A 17362-nucleotide genomic window follows, 5' to 3' on the forward strand; every position below is an offset into this window, starting at 1 on the left:
GGCGTGGAACTCCAGGCGCCGGCCACCGGGCGGAGCCCCACGCCTCACGTGCAACAGTTTTCGCACCTGGCTCCTCTCGGAGGTGAAGCGACGACGAAAGGCGAGAAGCATTGGAAGGCGATCCCCGTTTCGCGGAGTTCGTGGCCAGACGTGGCGACGCGCTGCTGCGCTACGGCTACGTCCTGGCCGGGAACCCGCATGACGCGGCCGACCTGGTCCAGGAGGCGCTGCTGAAGCTGCGCGGCGCCTGGCCGCGACTGCGATTGAAGGAGAACGCCGAGAGCTACGCCCGCACCACGATGGCCAGGTTGCACATCGCCACGTGGCGGCTGCGCCGGCGGGAGCTGCCGGCCTGGGACCTGCCGGAGCGTCAGCACCACGGTACGCAGCCAGGCCGCCCGCGCGCTGGACAAGCTGCGTACCGCCATGCCGACTGAGCCGGAGCCGATGAGCAGGGAGAAGAGCCGATGAACGAGGTCGAGGAGACACTGCGCAGGACGCTCGGCCGGGCGGCCGAGCAGGCGCCCAGGCTGCCGGGGATGCTGCCCGAGCGGCTCGAACGGGTTCACGCGCGCAGGAGGCGGCGCGCCGGGATGGCGCTGGCCGCCGCGGCGGCCGTGGTGAGCTCGGGCGGGACCCTGGCCGTGCTGCGTGGCGGCGACGTCATGACGGTCACGCAGGGTGAGGCCGCCTCGCAGTCGTTCTCTCCGAGGCCGCCCGCGCCTCTGGAGGAGGTCTGGCCGCAGGCCGTGCGCAAGGTCCCGCTCCAGGGGGCCGACAGCGCGCGGTGGCGGCCGGAGACGTTCGTCGACGACCGCACCCTGCTCGTGGAGAGCTGGATCGAAGGCGAGCGAAAGGGCGCCATCTACGCCTACGACGTCGAGACCGCCGAGCAGCGCAAGATCGCCGACCTGCCGCAGCCCGAGGGGACCACGTCGCCCGGCATGGAGTACGCCGTGGGCGACGGCCTCGTGGCGTGGTGGACCATGACGAAGGACGACATGGTGAACCTCTGGACCGTGCCGCTGGACGGCGGTGCGCCCAGGCTCGTCGCCGAGCGGAGCGTCGCCGGTGGGGACGGCAGCGGGATCGACGGGCTCGCCGTGGCCGACGGCCGGCTCGTCTTCTCCCTGTACACGGGTGGCGTCTACACCGTCCCTCTCGGGGGCGGGACGGTGACGCAGGTCGAGGGCGGTGCCGGGATGCACCTGCTGTCCTGGCCCTGGATCGGCGCGCCGGGAACAGGCGGCGAGCCCACGGGCATCCGGTTCGAGCGGATCCGGAACGTGGAGACCGGGGAGACCAGAACGGCCGTCAGCCACCCCGGCGAGCAGGTCCAAAGCTGTGGCGTGGACATCTGTGCGGGCCGGAACGCCGACGGTGAAGGCTTCTTCCGGCAGCGGGACGGCTCGCAGGAGAAGCGGACGGGTGGCGCCTCGCTCGGGCTCTCGCTGCGGCCGCCGGCCCAGGACCGCTTCTACGTCTCGGCGTTCGGAGAGCGCGGTCCTGAGGGGGTCGGCCTGTACGACCGGGTCACCGGCAAGTCGGGTGCCTTCCACATCAAGCCGGAAGGACAGTCGATGTCGATGCCGTCGTTGGAGTCGTCCGGCCGGAGGCTCCACTATGCGGTTGGAAAGGACCTGTACCTGATCGACCTATCCAAGATCCGATAGCCGCGCGGCGGGACGGAAGGCGTCGGCGTGCTCGGACACCCATGAGCGGAACGTCCGCGCCGCCCGCCCGGTGACCTCCTCCACGGTGGTGGTCACCCGGGCGGGACCGGCGGTCATCGCGGCCTGGGCGCGCAGGACGCCGTCCACGGCCGCGGCCGGCCAGCCGCGGGCCAGCATGCCCCGGCGGGCCTCGTCCGGGGAGGCCTCCTCCCAGCGCACCGAGTGGCCGATCACCTCGCCGAGCACGTGTGCCTGCTCGGTCTGGGTCAGTGAGTGCGGCCCGGTCAGCTCATGGACGGCGCCGGCGTGCCCGTCCCGGGTCAGCGCCCGCACCGCCACCGCCGCGATGTCCCGCTCGTGCACCAAGGCCATGGCGGCCCGGCCGTACGGCTCCCGCACCGCCTGCCCGGCCCGGATCCGCTCGGCCCAGCGCAGCGCGTTGGCCGCGAAGGCGTGCGGGCGCAGGAACGTCCACTCCATCCCCGACCGTTCGATCAGCTCTTCGGCCTGCCGTTCGTGGTCGCGTACCGCCGCCGAGGACAGGTAGACCACGCGGCGGGCATGCCCGGCGACCGCCGCCAGCACCGTCTCCAGCCCTTCGGCCGAGGCGAACGGCCAGACCAGGAACACCGCCTCGACGCCCTCGACCGCGGCGCGCAGGGAGCCGGGCGCCGACAGGTCGGCCGGCACGCCCTCCACGGCGGGCGGGAGGGCGGCCGGTCTGCGGGCCAGCGCCCGGACCTCGGCCCCGCTCTCCGCGAGCAGCGCCGTCACGTGGCGGCCGACCGTGCCGGTCGCCCCGGTGACCAGAATGCGTTGTGTCATCCGATCCTCCTTCATCGATCGTCAATCTAGAAGGATTGGACGGGATGACCAATGCTCTGGAGTCCTGAATTCATACGCGATCGTCTCGATAACCGGATTTTCAGTCGTTGTCGGAGCCGAGGAGGCCGCGGCGGAAGGCGACCGCGACCGCCGCCGCGCGGTCATTGACGCCTAGCTTGGCGTAGATGTGCAGGACGTGGCTCTTGACCGTGGCCTCGCTGATGAACAGGCGGGCGGCGGCCTCGCGGTTGGTGGCGCCGTCGGCGATCAGGCGCAGGACCTCCAGCTCACGCGCGCTCAACGGGTCGGCGGGGGCCCGCACCTGGCCGAGCAGGCGGGTGGCCACCGACGGCGACAGCACGGCCTCGCCCCTGGCCGCCGCGTGGACGGCGCGGATCAGCTCGTCGCGGCCGGTGTCCTTGAGCAGGTAGCCGGTCGCGCCCGCCTCGATGGCCGGCAGGACGTCCTTGTCGGTGTCGTACGTGGTCAGGACCAGGACGCGGGCCCGCAGGCCCAGCCTGGCGAGCTCCTTGATGGCGCTCACCCCGTCCATCCTGGGCATGCGCAGGTCCATGAGGATCACGTCGGGGTCCAGCACGCGGGCCAGGTCCACCGCCTGGGCCCCGTCGCCCGCCTCGCCCAGCACCTCGAAGCCGGGGTCGCCGGTGAACATGCCGCGGATGCCGTCGCGGACCACGGGATGGTCGTCGGCGATCAGCAGCCGGATCGGGGTCTCAGGCACGCGGGGCCTCCCGGAGGACGACGGGGACGCTCGCGGAGACGGCGGTGCCGGCGCCGGGTTCCGACTCGATCTCCAGGGCGCCCGCCAGGCGGGTCACCCGCCTGCGCATCGCGGGCAGGCCGAAGCCGCCGCCGTCGCGTACGCGTTCGGGGTCGAATCCGGCGCCGTCGTCGCGTACGTCCAGGGCGACCACGTCCTCCATGTACGACAGCGTCAGCCCGACCCGGCCCGCGCCCGCGTGCTTGGCCACGTTGGCCAGCGCCTCCTGGGCCGTGCGCAGCAGGGTCTCCTCGACCTCGGGATGCATGGGACGGACCGTACCAGTGGTGGTCACCTCGGCCCGTACGCCGTTCAGCTCGGACCACTCGGCCGCGACCGCCGCCAGCGCGTCGGGCAGCGGGGCGGACTCCAGCGCGCCGGGGCCGACGGCGTGGATGGACCGGCGGGCCTCGGCCAGGCTCTCCCTGGCCAGGTGCATGGCGTTGCCGAGGTGGCGCTCGCGTGCGTCCTCGTCGTCCTTGGCGTGCGTCGCGGCCTGGAGCTGGGTGATGATGCCGGTCAGGCCCTGCGCGAGCGTGTCGTGGATCTCCCCCGCCATGCGCTGCCGCTCGTCCATGACCCCCGCCTCCCGCGCCTGGACCAGGAGCTGGGCGTGCAGTCCCGCGTTCTCCCGCATGGCCTCTTCGAGCTGGGCCACCGTTCTCTTCCGCTCGGCGCTGCGCTCGGCGGTGACCTCGCCGACGAAGCTGAACAGGCCGACCGCGGCCACGATGGCACCGGTGAGCAGCACGTACGTGAGGATCCCCGTCAGGGTGGGTTCGGGCGGGCCGCCCATGTAGGCCGCGACGGTGCCGGCCGCCGTGGCGGTCACTCCCGCGAACCGCCACTTGCCGGGCAGGTAGCTCCACGAGTGGAGGTAGCCGACGAAGCCGAAGAAGCTCGCGAACCACACCCCTCGGCTGCTCAGCACCGCGATCAGCACGACCAGGCCGGTGACGTACAGGGCCTTCATCGAGCCGCGCTGCATGAGCGCGATCCACGCGGCGGCGAGCAGCGCCAGGCCGAGCGTGACCAGCCGGTCGTACCACGGCCCCTGCTCCCCGGCGAGCAGGTAGAGCACGGTGGAGACGGCGAGCAGGACGTACGGGACGGCGGCCAGGTACCGCTGCAGGTCCCGCTCCCACCGGTCCAGCCTCGTCACGCTCACTCCCAACGAAAGAACCTGGCCGCGGCGGCGCTCAGGACCAGCGCGTACGCGGCCATCACGCCCAGCAGCAGCAGACTCGGCGAGCCGCCCGCCCAGACCTCCTGCAACGACTGCCGGAAAGCGCCCAATGGAGTGTATTCACCGATCCGCGCGAGAATCACCGGCATCTGGTTCGCCGGCTGCATGAGCCCGGCCAGGAACGCCATCGGGAAATACAGCAGCACGCCGATCCCGTTGGCGCTGCGCCCGTTCGCGGCGAGGGCCGCGATGAGCAGCCCGATCGAGAACATCGCCGCCGTCCCCAGCAGGAACGTCACCGCGACCGCCCCCACCCCGCCGGGCAGGCGTGCCCCCAGCACCGTCCCCCCGACGGCCAGCAGCAGCCCGCAGGCGACGACCGCCAGCACCAGTTGCATCATGACCTGCACCACCAGCATGTTCAGCGGCCGGAGCGGGGTCGTGGAGAGCCGGCGCAGAATGCCCCTTTCCCGGTATGTGGCCAGCGTCGTGGGCACCATGTACAGCCCGACCAGCCCCACGGCGATGGCCAGCGCCATCGGGAGCAGCACGGTGTCACCCGGCTCGATCGAGCTGCCGAAGACCACCAGGATGAACAGCGGGATGAGCACCGTGAACATCGAGCCTGGCTCTCTGACGAGGAGCTTCAGCTCGACGGTGGTGAGTTTGGCGAGCGCGGTCATGTCAGGACTCCCTGGGTCAGTTGAAGGAACGGCCGGTGAGGGCGAGGAAGGCGTCGTCGAGCGTGCGCTTGTCGATCCGCAGGTCGCTGACCAGGACGTGGTGGCGGGCGAGCCGGGCCGTGACGGCGGTGGCGAAGTCGCCCCTGCCGGTGACGACCACCCGGTCGCCGTCGCTGACCACGCCCGACACCCCGGGCACGTCGCCGAGCAGCGCCCGCGGGTCGGCCTCCGTCATCAGCGTGAATCGCATCTGGTGCTCGGCGTCGATGCCCTCGATGAGCCCGCCCGGGGTGTCGAGGGCGACGATGCCGCCCCGGTCGAACACGGCGACCCGGTCGCAGAGCTCCTCGACCTCGTCCATGAAGTGGCTGACGAGCACCACGGTGACGCCGTCGGCGCGTACCCGCTTGATCAGCTCCCAGGTGGCCCGGCGCGCCTGCGGGTCGAGCCCGGTGGTCAGCTCGTCGAGGAAGGCCACCCGCGGGTTCCCGACCAGCGCCAGCGCGATGAACAGCCGCTGCTTCTGGCCGCCCGACAGCTTCCCGAAGCGGGCGTCGCGCTTGTCGGCCAGCCCCCACTGCTCCACCAGCTCCCGCCAGTCGCGCGGGGCGGAGTAGAAGGAGGCGTACAGGTCGAGCACCTCCCAGACCTTGATGTTCTCCGGGAGCTGGGTGTGCTGCAGTTGCACCCCGAGCCGCTCGCGCAGCGCTCTGCCGTCCTTGACCGGGTCGAGCCCGAGGACCTTGATGGATCCGCTGTCGGCCCGCCGGAGACCTTCGACGCACTCGACGGTGGTGGTCTTGCCGGCGCCGTTGGGGCCAAGGATGCCGAAGATCTCGCCCTCCTCGACGGAGAACGACACCCTGTCCAGGACCGTCAGGCCGGCGTACCTCTTGGTGAGGTCGGTGACTTCGATGACTGCCATGGCTCAAGGATCTTTCGGCGCCGCTCCGGGCGAATCGACTTGCCGGCCATGACGAGGGGTGGATGGGGTTGATCCGAGAATCCACCGTTCGGTTGATGACACGGCAAATTTCGGATGCGGCTTGAAAGTTTCAGAGGGCCCAGGCCGGCCAAACAGCGTCGTTGACCAGGCTTTCGGCATTACCCCTCAACAGGGTCTGACAGGTTTCGTTGACAGACCGCCGAAGTCGGTCCGATACTTTCGCAACTGTACCGATAGTTTCGAAGCCCTCCGGCCTTCCCGAGGAGCGCAGATGAACGACGCCCCCGCCCATCCGACGAGCCGCGGACGCGGCCGCATCAGGCGGCTCATCGGCCGTGCCAGCGTCGTGGCGCTGGTCGCGGCCACCACGATGACGCCCGGCATCGCCAACGCGGCCCCCATCACCTCCAACCAGACCGGCACCAACAACGGCTACTTCTACTCCTTCTGGACCGACAGCGCCGGGTCGGTCTCCATGGAGCTGGGATCCGGCGGCAACTACAGCACCTCGTGGCGCAACACCGGGAACTTCGTGGCCGGCAAGGGCTGGAATCCCGGCGGGCGCAGGAGCGTGAGTTATTCGGGCAGCTTCAACCCGTCCGGCAACGCGTATTTGACGCTCTACGGCTGGACGAGAAATCCGCTCGTGGAGTATTACATCGTCGACAACTGGGGCACCTATCGGCCCACGGGGACGTACAAGGGCACCGTGACCAGCGACGGCGGCACGTACGACATCTACCAGACCACCCGCTACAACGCCCCCTCCATCGAGGGCACCAGGACGTTCAACCAATACTGGAGCGTCCGGCAGTCCAAGAAGACGGGCGGCACCATCACGTCCGGCAACCATTTCGACGCCTGGGCCCGCAATGGCATGAACCTGGGCAACCATGACTACATGATCCTGGCGACCGAGGGATATCAGAGCAGCGGAAACTCCAACATCACCGTGGGCGGCTCCGGCGGCGGCGGCGGTGGTGGCGGGGGCGGTGGCGGCGGCGGGGGCTGCACCGCGTCGCTGTCCGCCGGGCAACAGTGGTCCGACCGCTACAACCTCAACGTCTCGGTCAGCGGCTCCAGCAACTGGACGGTGACGATGAACCTTCCGTCCCCCGCGCAGATCCTGTCCACCTGGAACATCAGCGCGAGCTACCCCAGCGCCCAGGTGCTGACCGCCCGGCCGAACGGCAACGGCAACAACTGGGGGGTGACGGTCCAGCACAACGGCAACTGGACCTGGCCGACGGTCTCCTGCAGCGCGAGCTGACCGCCGGTGTCCGCACGCGGGCCGCCGCGCCGGCCCGCGTGCGGATCATTGTTCAGATCATTGTTCGGCGGTCTGGCTGCGGTCGATGAGGTCGAGGACGGCGTCACGGATCCCGCGGAAGACGGCGACGATCTCCCCGGCCGCCGCGGCGACGGCCGGGGCCGCGGGCGGATCGGGGTGCTCGATCAGCAGGGCCACCGTGTCGGCGAGCACCGCGTACGGATCGGCGACACCCGGCGGCGCGGTGTCCGGATCGAAGATGCCGATCAGGAATCCGTTGAGCACGGCGTGCACCGCGTAGGACTGGGCGGCCAGGGGGCGGTCGTCGCGGATCAGGCCGTGGCGGCGCAGGATCGGCATGACCGTGTCGCACATGGCGGCGGGCTTGGCGCGGGCGTACAGCTCGCGATCGCCGGCCTCCTGGGTGAGCAGCCGCACCAGCTCCTGGTCGCCGCTCTGCAGCCGGCGCGCCAGCGGCGCCCTCTGCGCGGTGCGCGCCAGCAGCGGCGCCAGGCGGTGCGGCAGCACCGTGGCGGGGTCGGCGGTGACGCGGGCGATGGCCTCTTCCAGGAGTGTCAGCAGGTCGCGGGCGAACAGCCCGCGAATGAGGTCTTCCTTGCTGGGCCAGTAGAGGTAGACGGTGCCCTTGCCGACGCCGGCCGCGCGGCTGATCTCGGACACGGTGACCTTGCCCGCGCCGTGGTCGAGCACCAGCTCACGCGCGCTGTCGAGGATGCGGGCGGCCTTGCGCGAGTGGACTTCGACCAAGTGGCTCACCGGTGCCGGCCTCCTGCTTCGTGTACGGGGCCGGCGACGTCGCCACTCCCGGCCCGCGTTCTTTGCCGCCATTATCCCGCGCGGCGCGCTCGCGGATCCGCCTTGACCTGGAGTTCGCTCCAGCACGGAGACTCCTGTCCGAGACCCGCGGAGCGCGGGACGGAGTAAGGAGACGGCATGAGATACCGATCGATCGGCACCGGCCCGGCCACCCGCCGCGAAGTGAGCGTGCTCGCCCTCGGCGCGATGCTGTTCGGTTCGGTGACCGACGAGCAGACGTCCTTCGCCATCCTTGACCGCTATGTCGAGGCCGGCGGGACGTTCATCGACACGTCGGACAACTACGCCTTCTGGACGGACGGCAGCCAGGGCGGGCAGAGCGAGGAGCTGCTGGGCCGCTGGCGTCGCAGCCGGGGCGTGGGTGACGAGATCGTGATCGCGACCAAGCTGGGCGCGCGGCCGCTCGCGCCGGGCACCGGCTACGCCGACAACGCCGAGGGGCTGTCGGCCAAGACGATCAGGGAGGCGGCCGAGCGCAGCCGGGAACGGCTCGGCGTCGACCGGATCGACCTGCTGTACGCGCACATCGAGGACCACCGGGTGCCGCTCGCCGAGACCGTCGAGGGCTTCGGCGAACTGGTGGCCGAGGGCACGGTCGGTCTGCTCGGGGTGAGCAACCACGCGATCTGGCGGGTGGAGCGGGCCCGCGCCCTGGCCGCCGCGGCGGGAGCGGCCGCGTACGAGGTGCTGCAGTACCAGCACAGTCTGCTGCGGCCGCGTCTCGACGTCCCCGAGTCGATCTTCGAGGACGGCAGCCTCGGGGCCGCGGGGCCCGAGCTGCTGAGCTACCTGCGCGCCGAGACCGGCCTGACCCTGGTCGCCTACTCACCGCTGCTGAGCGGCGCCTACACCCGGCAGGACAAGCCGGTGCCGCCGGACTACGACCACCCCGGGACCCCGGCTCGGCTGGCGGTGCTGCGCCAGGTCGCCGAGGAGTGCGGGGCGAGCATGAACCAGGTGGTGCTGGCCTGGCAGATCGGAGCCGCGCTGCCCATCATCCCGCTGGCCGGGGCGTCGTCGGTGGCGCAGCTCGAGGAGAACCTGGCGGCGGTGGACCTGGAACTGACCGAGGACCAGCGTTCCCGCCTGGACTCGGTCCACTAGGTCTCTCGATTCGCCCGCACGGGTGCCATTGATGGGCCGACCTCGGTGATGGATGTTGGGTGGGACAGGCGGCCGGCAGCGATCCATGAGGAGTCCGACATGAGCGATTCGGCGTCCCCTCCCGTCACGATGCCCACCCAGCGTCAGCTCCCCCTCGATCCCCCGCAGGAGCTGGAGAAGTGGCGTGAGGAGGCCCCGATCCGCAGACTCCGGTACGCCGACGGCCACCTCGGCTGGCTGGTGACCGGCTGGGTGGCGGCCCGTGCCGTGATGGGCGACAACCGCTTCAGCGCCCGGCCCGACCTCCACCATCCGACGACGCCGCTGATGGGGCGGCACGACGCCATCCGCCGTCCGCCCGGGTTCTTCGTACGCATGGATCCGCCCGAGCACACCCGCTTCCGCAGGCTGCTGACCGGCCAGTTCACCGTTCGCCGGATGAAACTGCTGGAGCCGCGGATCGCCGAGATCACCGCCGGCACGCTCGACGCGATGCGGCGCACCGGCCCGCCCGCCGAGCTGGTGCGCGACTTCGCGCTGCCGATCCCGGCCCTGGTGATCTGCGAGCTGCTCGGCGTCCCGTACGCCGATCGCGACAACTTCCAGGAGCACGCGTCGACGGTCGTGTCGCTGGAGGTCAGCACCGAGCAGAAGCAGAAGGCGATCGACGAGGTGAACACCTACGTGCGCGCCCTGGTGGCGCGCAAGCGGGCCCGGCCGGGCGACGACCTGATCAGTGGCCTGTCGTCCAGCGGGGAGCTCACCGACGATGAGCTGGCCGGGGTGGCCATGCTGCTGCTCCTGGCCGGGCACGAGACGACGGCCAACATGCTCGCCCTGGGCACGTACACCCTGCTCTCCAAGCCCGGCCAGCTCGCCGCGCTGCGCCGCGACCCCGCTCTGGTGCCGGGCGCGGTGGAGGAGCTGCTGCGCTATCTCACGGTGGTCGACTTCCTGGTACGGACCGCGCTGGAGGACATGGAGATCGACGGTTACCCGATCAAGGCGGGCGAGACGGTCACGGTCTCCCTGCCCACGGCCAACCGGGACCCGGTGCGGTTCAGCCACCCCGGAGCCATGGACCTCACCCGGGACGCGACCGGCCACCTGACGTTCGGGCACGGCATCCACCAGTGCCTGGGCCAGCAACTCGCCCGCAACGAGCTGCGCATCGCCCTGCCCGCCCTGCTCGACCGCCTGCCGGAGCTCCGCCTGGCGGTCCCCGCCGACGAGGTGCCGATGCGGTCGGACATGCTGGTCTACGGCGTGCACCGGTTACCGGTGACCTGGTAGCGGCCCGGGACACCGCCTACCGCCGCATGGCCCGATAACGCTTGAGGAGGGCGGTCAGGCGGTCGTGGTCACGCGCGCCGTTCAACTCGCCGAGCAGGTCGTCCTCCTCCCGCAGGACACGCAGCGGGCCCAGCGCGGCGAACCACATCCGCACGGGCAGGACAAGCCACCACTAGTGACGACCCCCGCATCGTCATCGTCCTGATTCAACGGGGCCGATAGGAGCAACGCACGCCGACGCGAACGGTGGCGCGCAGTTCGTCGCCGATCACCGCGTCGGCGGTGGCGATGCGGGTCAGGGTGCGGCGGACGGCCTGGCCGATCGCCATCCCGACCAGTTCCTGGTCCGTACGCGGGCGAGCGTCCCCGCCCAGGCGAGTGGCGGCGGCGAGTGCCGCGGCGACGCGGTCGCGCTCGGCGCGGCGGGCCCCGGTACGCCAGGTGGCGCCGGCCGATTCGAGGTCGTCGATCTCGGCCCGCAACCAGGACAGGTGTTCCCGGTAGACGTGTGTGGTCCGGTCGTCCGGCATCGAGGACGTCCCGCCGGCGTCACGGGCGGGCTCATCGGGGAGCGCCGGGTGGGTGGCCAGGTCGACCGCGTCGATGGCGCGGCCGGGGTTGGCGATCAGCACCGCGAGGGAGCGCATGCCCACGCCGTCCTCCGCCAGAGCGGTACGGCCGCCGAAGGAGAGCCGCCACCGGTCGTCCTCGCGCCGGCAGACCACGACACCCCGCTCGGGCTGGGGACAGCGGCCCGGGGCCAGGTCGACGTAGGTCATCGGGCTCGCAGGCGTGTCGAGGCCGGCCGTGTCCTCCCGCCCGGCCCGTACGGCCAGCAGGACGCCGATCGCCTCCAGCACGAGCCGGACGGCCAGGTGGTCGCCGGCGGCGAACTGGTCGGCCAGCCCCCTGAGGCAGTCCTCGGCTCGCGGGTCGCCGGACCTGAGCAGGTCGACGGTGTGCCGCACCCGCTCCGTCACCGGGTCGTCGTCGATGCCGAGCGCCCACTCGGCCTCCGGGGAGAAGCGTTCCTCCAGGCGGTACGCGATGCTCACGACATCCTCCGGCGGTCGGTGTGCCCGTCAAGAACGCTAGAGCCGCCGCCCTATGGGGCGATTCGGGAGATCTCCCTAGATTGCCGACTCGCCGGCCGCGTTCATCCGGTGGGCCAGCGCGGCGGCCTGGCCTCGGCTGGTGACGCCGAGCTTGCTCAGCACCGCCGAGATGTGATGGTCGACGGTCTTGGCCGACAGGGACAGGCGGGCGGCGATCTCGGCGTTGGACAGGCCCTCGGCCAGAAGGGCGAGCACGTCCGCCTGGCGTGGCGTCAGCCCGGCGGCGTTGGCGGCCGTCGCCCGCCGAGGACCGCGCGGGATCCGGGTGAACCCGCGCCTCCTCAGCTCGCCGCGCAGCCACTGGGCGGCTCGCACGGCGCCGAGCCCGTCCAGGGTCCGCAGCGCCTCTGCGGCGGCGCTCTGGTCACCTGCCGCCAGGGCCCAGACGCGGGTGTACCGGGCGCCGCGCCGGGCCCACTCCGCGGCGGCGCCGGCCCATTCGCCGTGGAGCATCATCCGGTACGGCGCCGCCGTACCGGAGGGGAGCCGCCGGTCACCGCCGGCCAGCCACCAGCGATAGGCCAGCTCCCCGGAGAAGACCGGATGGCACACCGACACGGCCAGGTCGAGGCCGCGCCGGGCCTCCTCGCGAGCGCGCCCGGCATCGCCGGACCACAGGAAATGCTCCGAACGTGCGGCGGCCACCGGTCCCACCCGCTGCGGCTCACCGGTGCGTTCCGCCTGCCGGGCCGCCTCCTCCAGGATGGCCGCCGCTCCCGGGTCGCCACGGGCCGCCAGGATCCGGCCGCGGGCCAGCAGCGCGGGGAACATGGCCACCCCGCCTCGCACCGCCCGGGCCAGCGACGCCTCGGCGTCGGCGAGCGCGCCGTCCCAGTCGCAGCTCTCCACCCGCACCACCGCCCGCACGCCCAGCAGGTACTGGACGTAGCCGTCGAGGTTATGGCCGGTGGCGTAGGCCAGCGCCTCTTCGAGGGCCTGGGCCGCGACGCCGTACTCGGCGAGCTGAACCGGGCCCGTGGCCAGCACGACCAGCGCGCGGGCGGCGTGGTCGACCAGCCCGGCGGCCTCGGCGCGCTCATGAGACGCGCGCAGCGCCGCGGGAGCGCCCTCCTCGCCCCGGACGAGACGTGCCGTGCTCACGTTGATCGCCGCGTGAACGGAGGCGGCCACGTCCCCGAGCCGATCGGCGAGGTCCTGGGCCCGCTCGCCCCAGGACACGGCCTCGTCGAGCTGGTGCGCCGCCATGTGGAGCTGCGACTGGTTGCTGTAGGCCATGGCGAGCTGCGGATCGCCGTCCTCCAGCACGGCGACCAGCCGCGCCGCCGCCTCCCACGCCTGCTCGCGCCGCCCCGCCCACCACGCCAGCCGGGAGATCATGCGCAGGTTCTCGCCGACCAGCTCGACCCGCCCCTCCTCCTCCCGCAGCTCCAGCGCCGCCTGCCGGACGCGCAGCGCCTCCTCCGCCAGCCCGGCCAGGTACGCCTGCTCCGCGTACGCCTCCAGCAGCGCGGCGCGCTCCCCGCCCGGCAGCCCGCCCGCGTGCTCGACGGCGGCACGGTAGTGCGCCGCGGCCTCCCGGTGCGCCCCCTGCCGGGCCGCCCCCGCGCCGGCGAGCCGCCCGTACCGCAGGACGGCGGCCCCGTCTCCCGCGTTCAGCGCGTGATGGACCAGCCGGCCGGGGTCGATCCCCTGGGCCCGCGCCAGGATGCCGAGGACCCGCCGGTGCAGCGCGCCGCGCCGCGCGGGTGACAACGTCTCCTCCACCGCGCCGCGCAGCAGCTCGTGGCGGAACGCCACCCCGTCACCGGACGGCACCAGCACCCCCGCGTCCACGCATGTCTCGACCAGCTCCGAGGCGCCCGCCACGACCGCCGCGTCGGCGCGGGTGGGCATCACGGACACCAGCCTGGCCAGGTCCCTGGCGGGCCCCGGCAGCGACCGCAGCCGATCGAGGATGAGGTCCTGCACGGTGTCCGGCACCGCCGGGCCTTCGCTGCCGAGCAACTCGGTCACCAGCAGCGGGTTCCCGCCGGTCAGCCGGTAGACCATCGCCGCGTCCCGTCCCGCCCGGGCCGCCTGCTCCGTCACGCAGCCGTGCGACAGGGGGCGCAGTCGTACGCGTCGCACCAGGGCGTTCGGCAGGGCGGCCAGGGCGCCGCGGATCGGGTGCTCGGCCCCCACCTCGTCATCGCGGTACGTCACCACCAGCAGCGCGGGCAACCGGCCGATCCGCCGCCCCAGCCACACCAGCCAGTCCAGCGTGGCCTCGTCGGCCCAGTGCGCGTCCTCCACCACGACCACGGGGTGCGACCGCCCCCGCGTACAGGACAGCTCCTCCAAGGAGGCCGCGAAGATCTCCTCCTGGGCCGCGCCGGCGCCGAGCCGGTCGGCCAGGACGCCCCCGATCTGGCGACCGATGTCGTGGAGCGGCCCCAGCGCCCGTGGGGTGACGAGCCTGTCGCAGCCGCCCCACAGGACCCGCGCCCGCCGCCCGCACCGCCGGGCGAACTCCGTGACCAGCACGGACTTGCCGATGCCGGCCTCACCGGCCACCACCGCCACCCGCCCGCCCCGCGTGCTCTCGCCCAGCAGACCGTCGAGGAGTTCCAGTGTCGCTGAGCGCTCCCACAGCTCCACGACCCCGATCGTAGACCCGCGCCCCTGCCGGGCCCTACGAAACGGCGGAGTGGTCCCGGCCGGAGAAGGCCCGGTCCGGGTGGGACCGCGCCTCGGTGCGTGATCTCAGCGGGTGGCGGTGTGGGCGGCGAGGATCTGCCGGACGACCGTGTCGGGGCGGGACATCATCATCACGTGTGAGGCGCCGTGGACCTCCTTGACCTCGCCGCCGGCCCGCTCGGCCACGTCGGCTCCGCCGGGCAGTGGACGGGCGACCAGCACGTGGCCCAGCCTGCTCCCGGGGAACATGCCGGGCAGAGGCATCAGTCGCGTGACGTATCCGCCAGGGCGTCGCGTAGCTGGGCGCGCGAGGTGATGCCGAGCTTGGGGAACGCCCGGTACAGGTGGGTGCTGACGGTGCGGTGCGACAGGTAGAGCTGCTGGCCGATCTCGCGGTTGGACAGCCCGGAGGCGGCCAGCCGGGCGATGTGCAGCTCTTGCGAGGTGAGCAGCTCGGCGGCCGGCGGGACGCGCAGGTCGCTGGCCTCCCCCGCGGCCCGCAGTTCCTGGCGGGCCTTCTCCCCCCAGGCGAGCAGCCCGAGCACGTCGAAGGCGTCGCGGGCCGCCCGCAGCGGCACGCGCGCTTCCTGGATCCGCCGCCGACGGCGCAGCCACATGCCATGGGCGAGCAGCAGGCGCGCCCGCCCGGTGGGCCAGGACGACAGGTCGGCCCTCAGCGCGTCGTGGTAGAGCGCCTCGGCGTCGGCGTCGTCGGCCAGCAGCGCACGCGCGTGCCGGAGCCCCAGGTGCAGGATCGGAGACGGGCTCCGGGCGGCCACCTGCTCCAGCTCCGCCACCGCCCGCCTGGCCGTCTCCTGCCGGCCCGCCGCCACCGCGGCCTCGGTCAGCTCGCTGATCACCCATTGCCGCCAGATGACGTGGTGGGCGGCGTCACCCGGCTCGAACAGCCGCCACAGGTGCCCGAACGCGTCGTCGTGCCGTCCGGCGCACAGCGCGATCACGCCCTTGGCATGCTGCAGCACCGCCACGACCGAGCTGATGGCGAAGCCGCCGAGCACCCGCTCGCCCTCGGCGGCCAGCGCCAGGCCGCGTGCCTCCTCACCGCGGAGCCCGGCCAGCAGCGCCAGCATCCCCAGGGCCGAGGCCTGCCGGCGGGGCTGGGCGGTCTCCCGGGCCAGGTGCGCGGCCTCCTCGGCGGCCAGCAGCGCCCCGGCCCAGTCGCCGCAGAAGATCTGCCGCCACACCTGCGTGCTGAGCGCCCGCGTGAGCAGGCCCAGCCGGCCCTGGGCCCGCAGGTCGGCGATCGAGGCGTCCATGAAGTCGCCGACCAGGTCGAAGGCGCCGACCGTGCTCGCCGCGACGCCCAGCAGCCGGGTCACGGCACCGTCCCGCCGGGCGTCGCGCATCTTGGTCAGGCGCTCGATGACGTCCGCCCCGCGTTCCACCGCCCCCGCCGTGGCCAGGGCCATCAGCAGCTCCGGGTCGTCCTCGCCGGCCGCGAGCCGCTCGGCCAGGGTGATCACGCGCCGGCGCTGCTCCCAGCCGGGGTCACTCCACCAGCAGCGGATGGCCGCCGCCTGGACGATGGTGAGCGCGAGCTCGCGGTCACCCGCAGCAGCCACCGTTTCGGCGGTGGTGACCAGCCGCCGGATCCGCGCGGAGCCCTCGTCGCGCCCTTCCCCCAGCACCTCGCTCAGCAGGACGACCCTGGCCTGCGGCTGCTCGCCGAGCACGGACGGCTCGGCCAGCGCGAGCAGCTCGGCGGCCTGGTCGCCGCGGCCGAGCTCGAAGGCCAGCTCGGCCGCGGCCAGCAGGCGATGGGCACCGGCCGTGGCCTCCTCGCTGACCTCCGCCGCCCGGCGCAGGGCGGTCACCGCCACCGGGATCGCGCCGCGCTGCCGGGCCCGCGCGGCCACCTCCTCCAGCTCGGCGGCGACGGACTCGTCTCGATGGGCGATCGCCGCGGCGCGGTGCCAGGCCCTGCGGTCCGGGTCGCGGTCGTGCACCCGGGCCAGCGCGGCGTGGGCGGCCAGGCGGTCGGTGCGGCCGGCCTTGTGGTAGATCGCCGAGCGGACCAGGGGGTGCCGGAAACGCAGGGCCTGCTCGTGCAGCTCCACCAGCCCCGCGTCCACGGCCGGGGCCAGCGTCTCGGCGGTCGGCTCGACGCCCGTCACCATGCCGCCGCCCGCGAGGGTGTCGGCCAGGTCGTGACCGTCGTTGGCGGCGGCCACGAGGAGCAGCCCTCTGGTGGGGGGCGGGAGTTCGGCCAGCCGTACGGCGAAGGCCCGCTCCAGGCGCGCGGTGAGCGGCAGGAACCCCGCCTCGGCCGTGACCGTCCCGGAGGTCAGCGCGAGTGGCAACTCGACCAGGGCGAGCGGATTGCCGGCCGCCTCGCTCAGCACGCGCCAGCGCATGCCGACGCTGAGCTCGGCGGCCTGGGCGTCGAGGAGCGCCTCCGCCGCGGCGGAGTCCAGGCGGGCCAGCCTCAGCTCGGGTACGTCGCTGCCGTCCAGGCTGGTGGGGTAGCCGTCGCGCAGGCCCATCAGCAGCACGATCGGATCCGAGCGCACGCGCCTGGCCACGAACCCCAGCACCTCGGTGGTGGGCCGGTCCAGCCACTGGACGTCGTCCACCACGATCAGCAGGGGCCGCTGGGCCGCCGCGTCGCCCAGCAGGTTGAGGACGGCCAGTGCGACCAGGAAGGGTTCGGGGTCGGCGACCTCGGCCATCCCGAAGGCGCCGAACAGGGCCTCCCGCTGGCGGGTGGGCAGTTGGCCGGCGGCGCCCAGCATCGGCCGCAGCAACTGGTGGAGCCCGGCGAAGGGCAGGTGCGTCTCGCTCTGCACCCCGGACGCGCTGGACACCATCACCTCGCGCGCCTCGGCCCGTGCCGTGGCGACCGCCAGCAAGGCGGACTTGCCGATGCCCGGCACGCCGCGTACGACAAGGGCGTCACCGCGCTCGTGAATGCGGTCCACGAGCCCTTCCAGCTCCGCCATCTCACGCTCACGGCCGAAGAGCGTGATCATGCGGCACCTCCCGCCGGAGCCC

Annotated in this window: 16 protein-coding genes; 5 read left to right on the top strand and 11 right to left on the bottom strand. The window is 72.8% G+C overall.

Annotation, left to right across the window (positions count from 1 at the left end):
• Positions 1–110: 110 nt before the first annotated feature.
• Entirely contained in the window at positions 111–437 is a 327-nt protein-coding gene (locus tag AB0I15_RS40135; protein WP_358108005.1) for a sigma factor, read from the top strand.
• Positions 438–467: 30 nt separating this feature from the next.
• Entirely contained in the window at positions 468–1673 is a 1206-nt protein-coding gene (locus AB0I15_RS40140; protein WP_358108008.1) for a hypothetical protein, read from the top strand.
• Here AB0I15_RS40140 and AB0I15_RS40145 read toward each other — a convergent pair.
• The 5 genes from AB0I15_RS40145 to AB0I15_RS40165 form a co-directional block, all read right to left on the bottom strand.
• On the bottom strand, positions 1656–2498 hold the full coding sequence (locus tag AB0I15_RS40145) for an NAD(P)H-binding protein (RefSeq protein WP_358108011.1): 843 nt from the start codon (positions 2496–2498) through the stop codon (positions 1656–1658). The two genes, AB0I15_RS40140 and AB0I15_RS40145, sit on opposite strands and share 18 nt — an antisense overlap.
• Before the next feature lie 100 nt (positions 2499–2598).
• On the bottom strand, positions 2599–3240 hold the full coding sequence (locus AB0I15_RS40150; protein ID WP_358108014.1) for a response regulator transcription factor: 642 nt from the start codon (positions 3238–3240) through the stop codon (positions 2599–2601).
• Positions 3233–4441 carry a sensor histidine kinase gene (locus tag AB0I15_RS40155; protein WP_358108017.1) on the bottom strand — a complete coding sequence of 403 codons (1209 nt, stop codon included), beginning with the start codon at positions 4439–4441 and terminating at the stop codon, positions 3233–3235. Before AB0I15_RS40155 ends, AB0I15_RS40150 begins: the two co-directional genes overlap by 8 nt.
• Positions 4442–4443: 2 nt before the next feature.
• A complete protein-coding gene (locus AB0I15_RS40160) occupies positions 4444–5148 on the bottom strand; it encodes an ABC transporter permease (RefSeq protein ID WP_358108020.1) in 705 nt (234 codons plus the stop codon).
• Positions 5149–5164: 16 nt separating this feature from the next.
• Positions 5165–6073: an ABC transporter ATP-binding protein gene (locus tag AB0I15_RS40165; protein WP_358108023.1), complete on the bottom strand. Its 909-nt coding sequence runs from the start codon at positions 6071–6073 to the stop codon at positions 5165–5167.
• A gap of 292 nt (positions 6074–6365) precedes the next feature.
• Here AB0I15_RS40165 and AB0I15_RS40170 point away from each other — a divergent pair, with 292 nt between their 5' ends.
• The gene (locus AB0I15_RS40170) at positions 6366–7364 is read left to right on the top strand and encodes a glycoside hydrolase family 11 protein (RefSeq protein ID WP_358108026.1); all 999 of its coding nucleotides are present in this window, start codon (positions 6366–6368) and stop codon (positions 7362–7364) included.
• A gap of 57 nt (positions 7365–7421) precedes the next feature.
• Here AB0I15_RS40170 and AB0I15_RS40175 read toward each other — a convergent pair whose 3' ends face one another.
• The gene (locus tag AB0I15_RS40175) at positions 7422–8141 is read right to left on the bottom strand and encodes a helix-turn-helix domain-containing protein (RefSeq protein ID WP_358108029.1); all 720 of its coding nucleotides are present in this window, start codon (positions 8139–8141) and stop codon (positions 7422–7424) included.
• Between the two features lie 177 nt (positions 8142–8318).
• Here AB0I15_RS40175 and AB0I15_RS40180 point away from each other — a divergent pair, with 177 nt between their 5' ends.
• Positions 8319–9305, top strand: a complete 987-nt coding sequence (locus AB0I15_RS40180; protein WP_358108032.1) for an aldo/keto reductase — start codon at positions 8319–8321, stop codon at positions 9303–9305.
• A 99-nt stretch (positions 9306–9404) separates the two neighbouring features.
• On the top strand, positions 9405–10598 hold the full coding sequence (locus AB0I15_RS40185; protein WP_358108035.1) for a cytochrome P450: 1194 nt from the start codon (positions 9405–9407) through the stop codon (positions 10596–10598).
• A gap of 16 nt (positions 10599–10614) precedes the next feature.
• Here the strand turns inward: AB0I15_RS40185 and AB0I15_RS40190 are convergent, their stop codons facing one another.
• From AB0I15_RS40190 to AB0I15_RS40210, 5 genes are all read right to left on the bottom strand, one after another.
• Positions 10615–10752 (bottom strand): hypothetical protein, encoded by a 138-nt coding sequence (locus tag AB0I15_RS40190; protein ID WP_358108038.1) that lies wholly within the window; start codon positions 10750–10752, stop codon positions 10615–10617.
• Between the two features lie 52 nt (positions 10753–10804).
• On the bottom strand, positions 10805–11653 hold the full coding sequence (locus AB0I15_RS40195; RefSeq protein ID WP_358108041.1) for a hypothetical protein: 849 nt from the start codon (positions 11651–11653) through the stop codon (positions 10805–10807).
• A 75-nt stretch (positions 11654–11728) separates the two neighbouring features.
• Positions 11729–14311: an AAA family ATPase gene (locus AB0I15_RS40200; RefSeq protein WP_358108044.1), complete on the bottom strand. Its 2583-nt coding sequence runs from the start codon at positions 14309–14311 to the stop codon at positions 11729–11731.
• Positions 14312–14416: 105 nt separating this feature from the next.
• Complete coding sequence (locus AB0I15_RS40205; RefSeq protein ID WP_358108047.1) at positions 14417–14614, bottom strand: hypothetical protein; 198 nt, start codon at positions 14612–14614, stop codon at positions 14417–14419.
• Positions 14614–17340, bottom strand: a complete 2727-nt coding sequence (locus tag AB0I15_RS40210) for an AAA family ATPase (protein ID WP_358108049.1) — start codon at positions 17338–17340, stop codon at positions 14614–14616. Before AB0I15_RS40210 ends, AB0I15_RS40205 begins: the two co-directional genes overlap by 1 nt.
• Positions 17341–17362: the final 22 nt, after the last annotated feature.

It is taken from the genome of Nonomuraea sp. NPDC050643 (assembly GCF_040654715.1).
Classification (GTDB): Bacteria; Actinomycetota; Actinomycetes; order Streptosporangiales; family Streptosporangiaceae; genus Nonomuraea.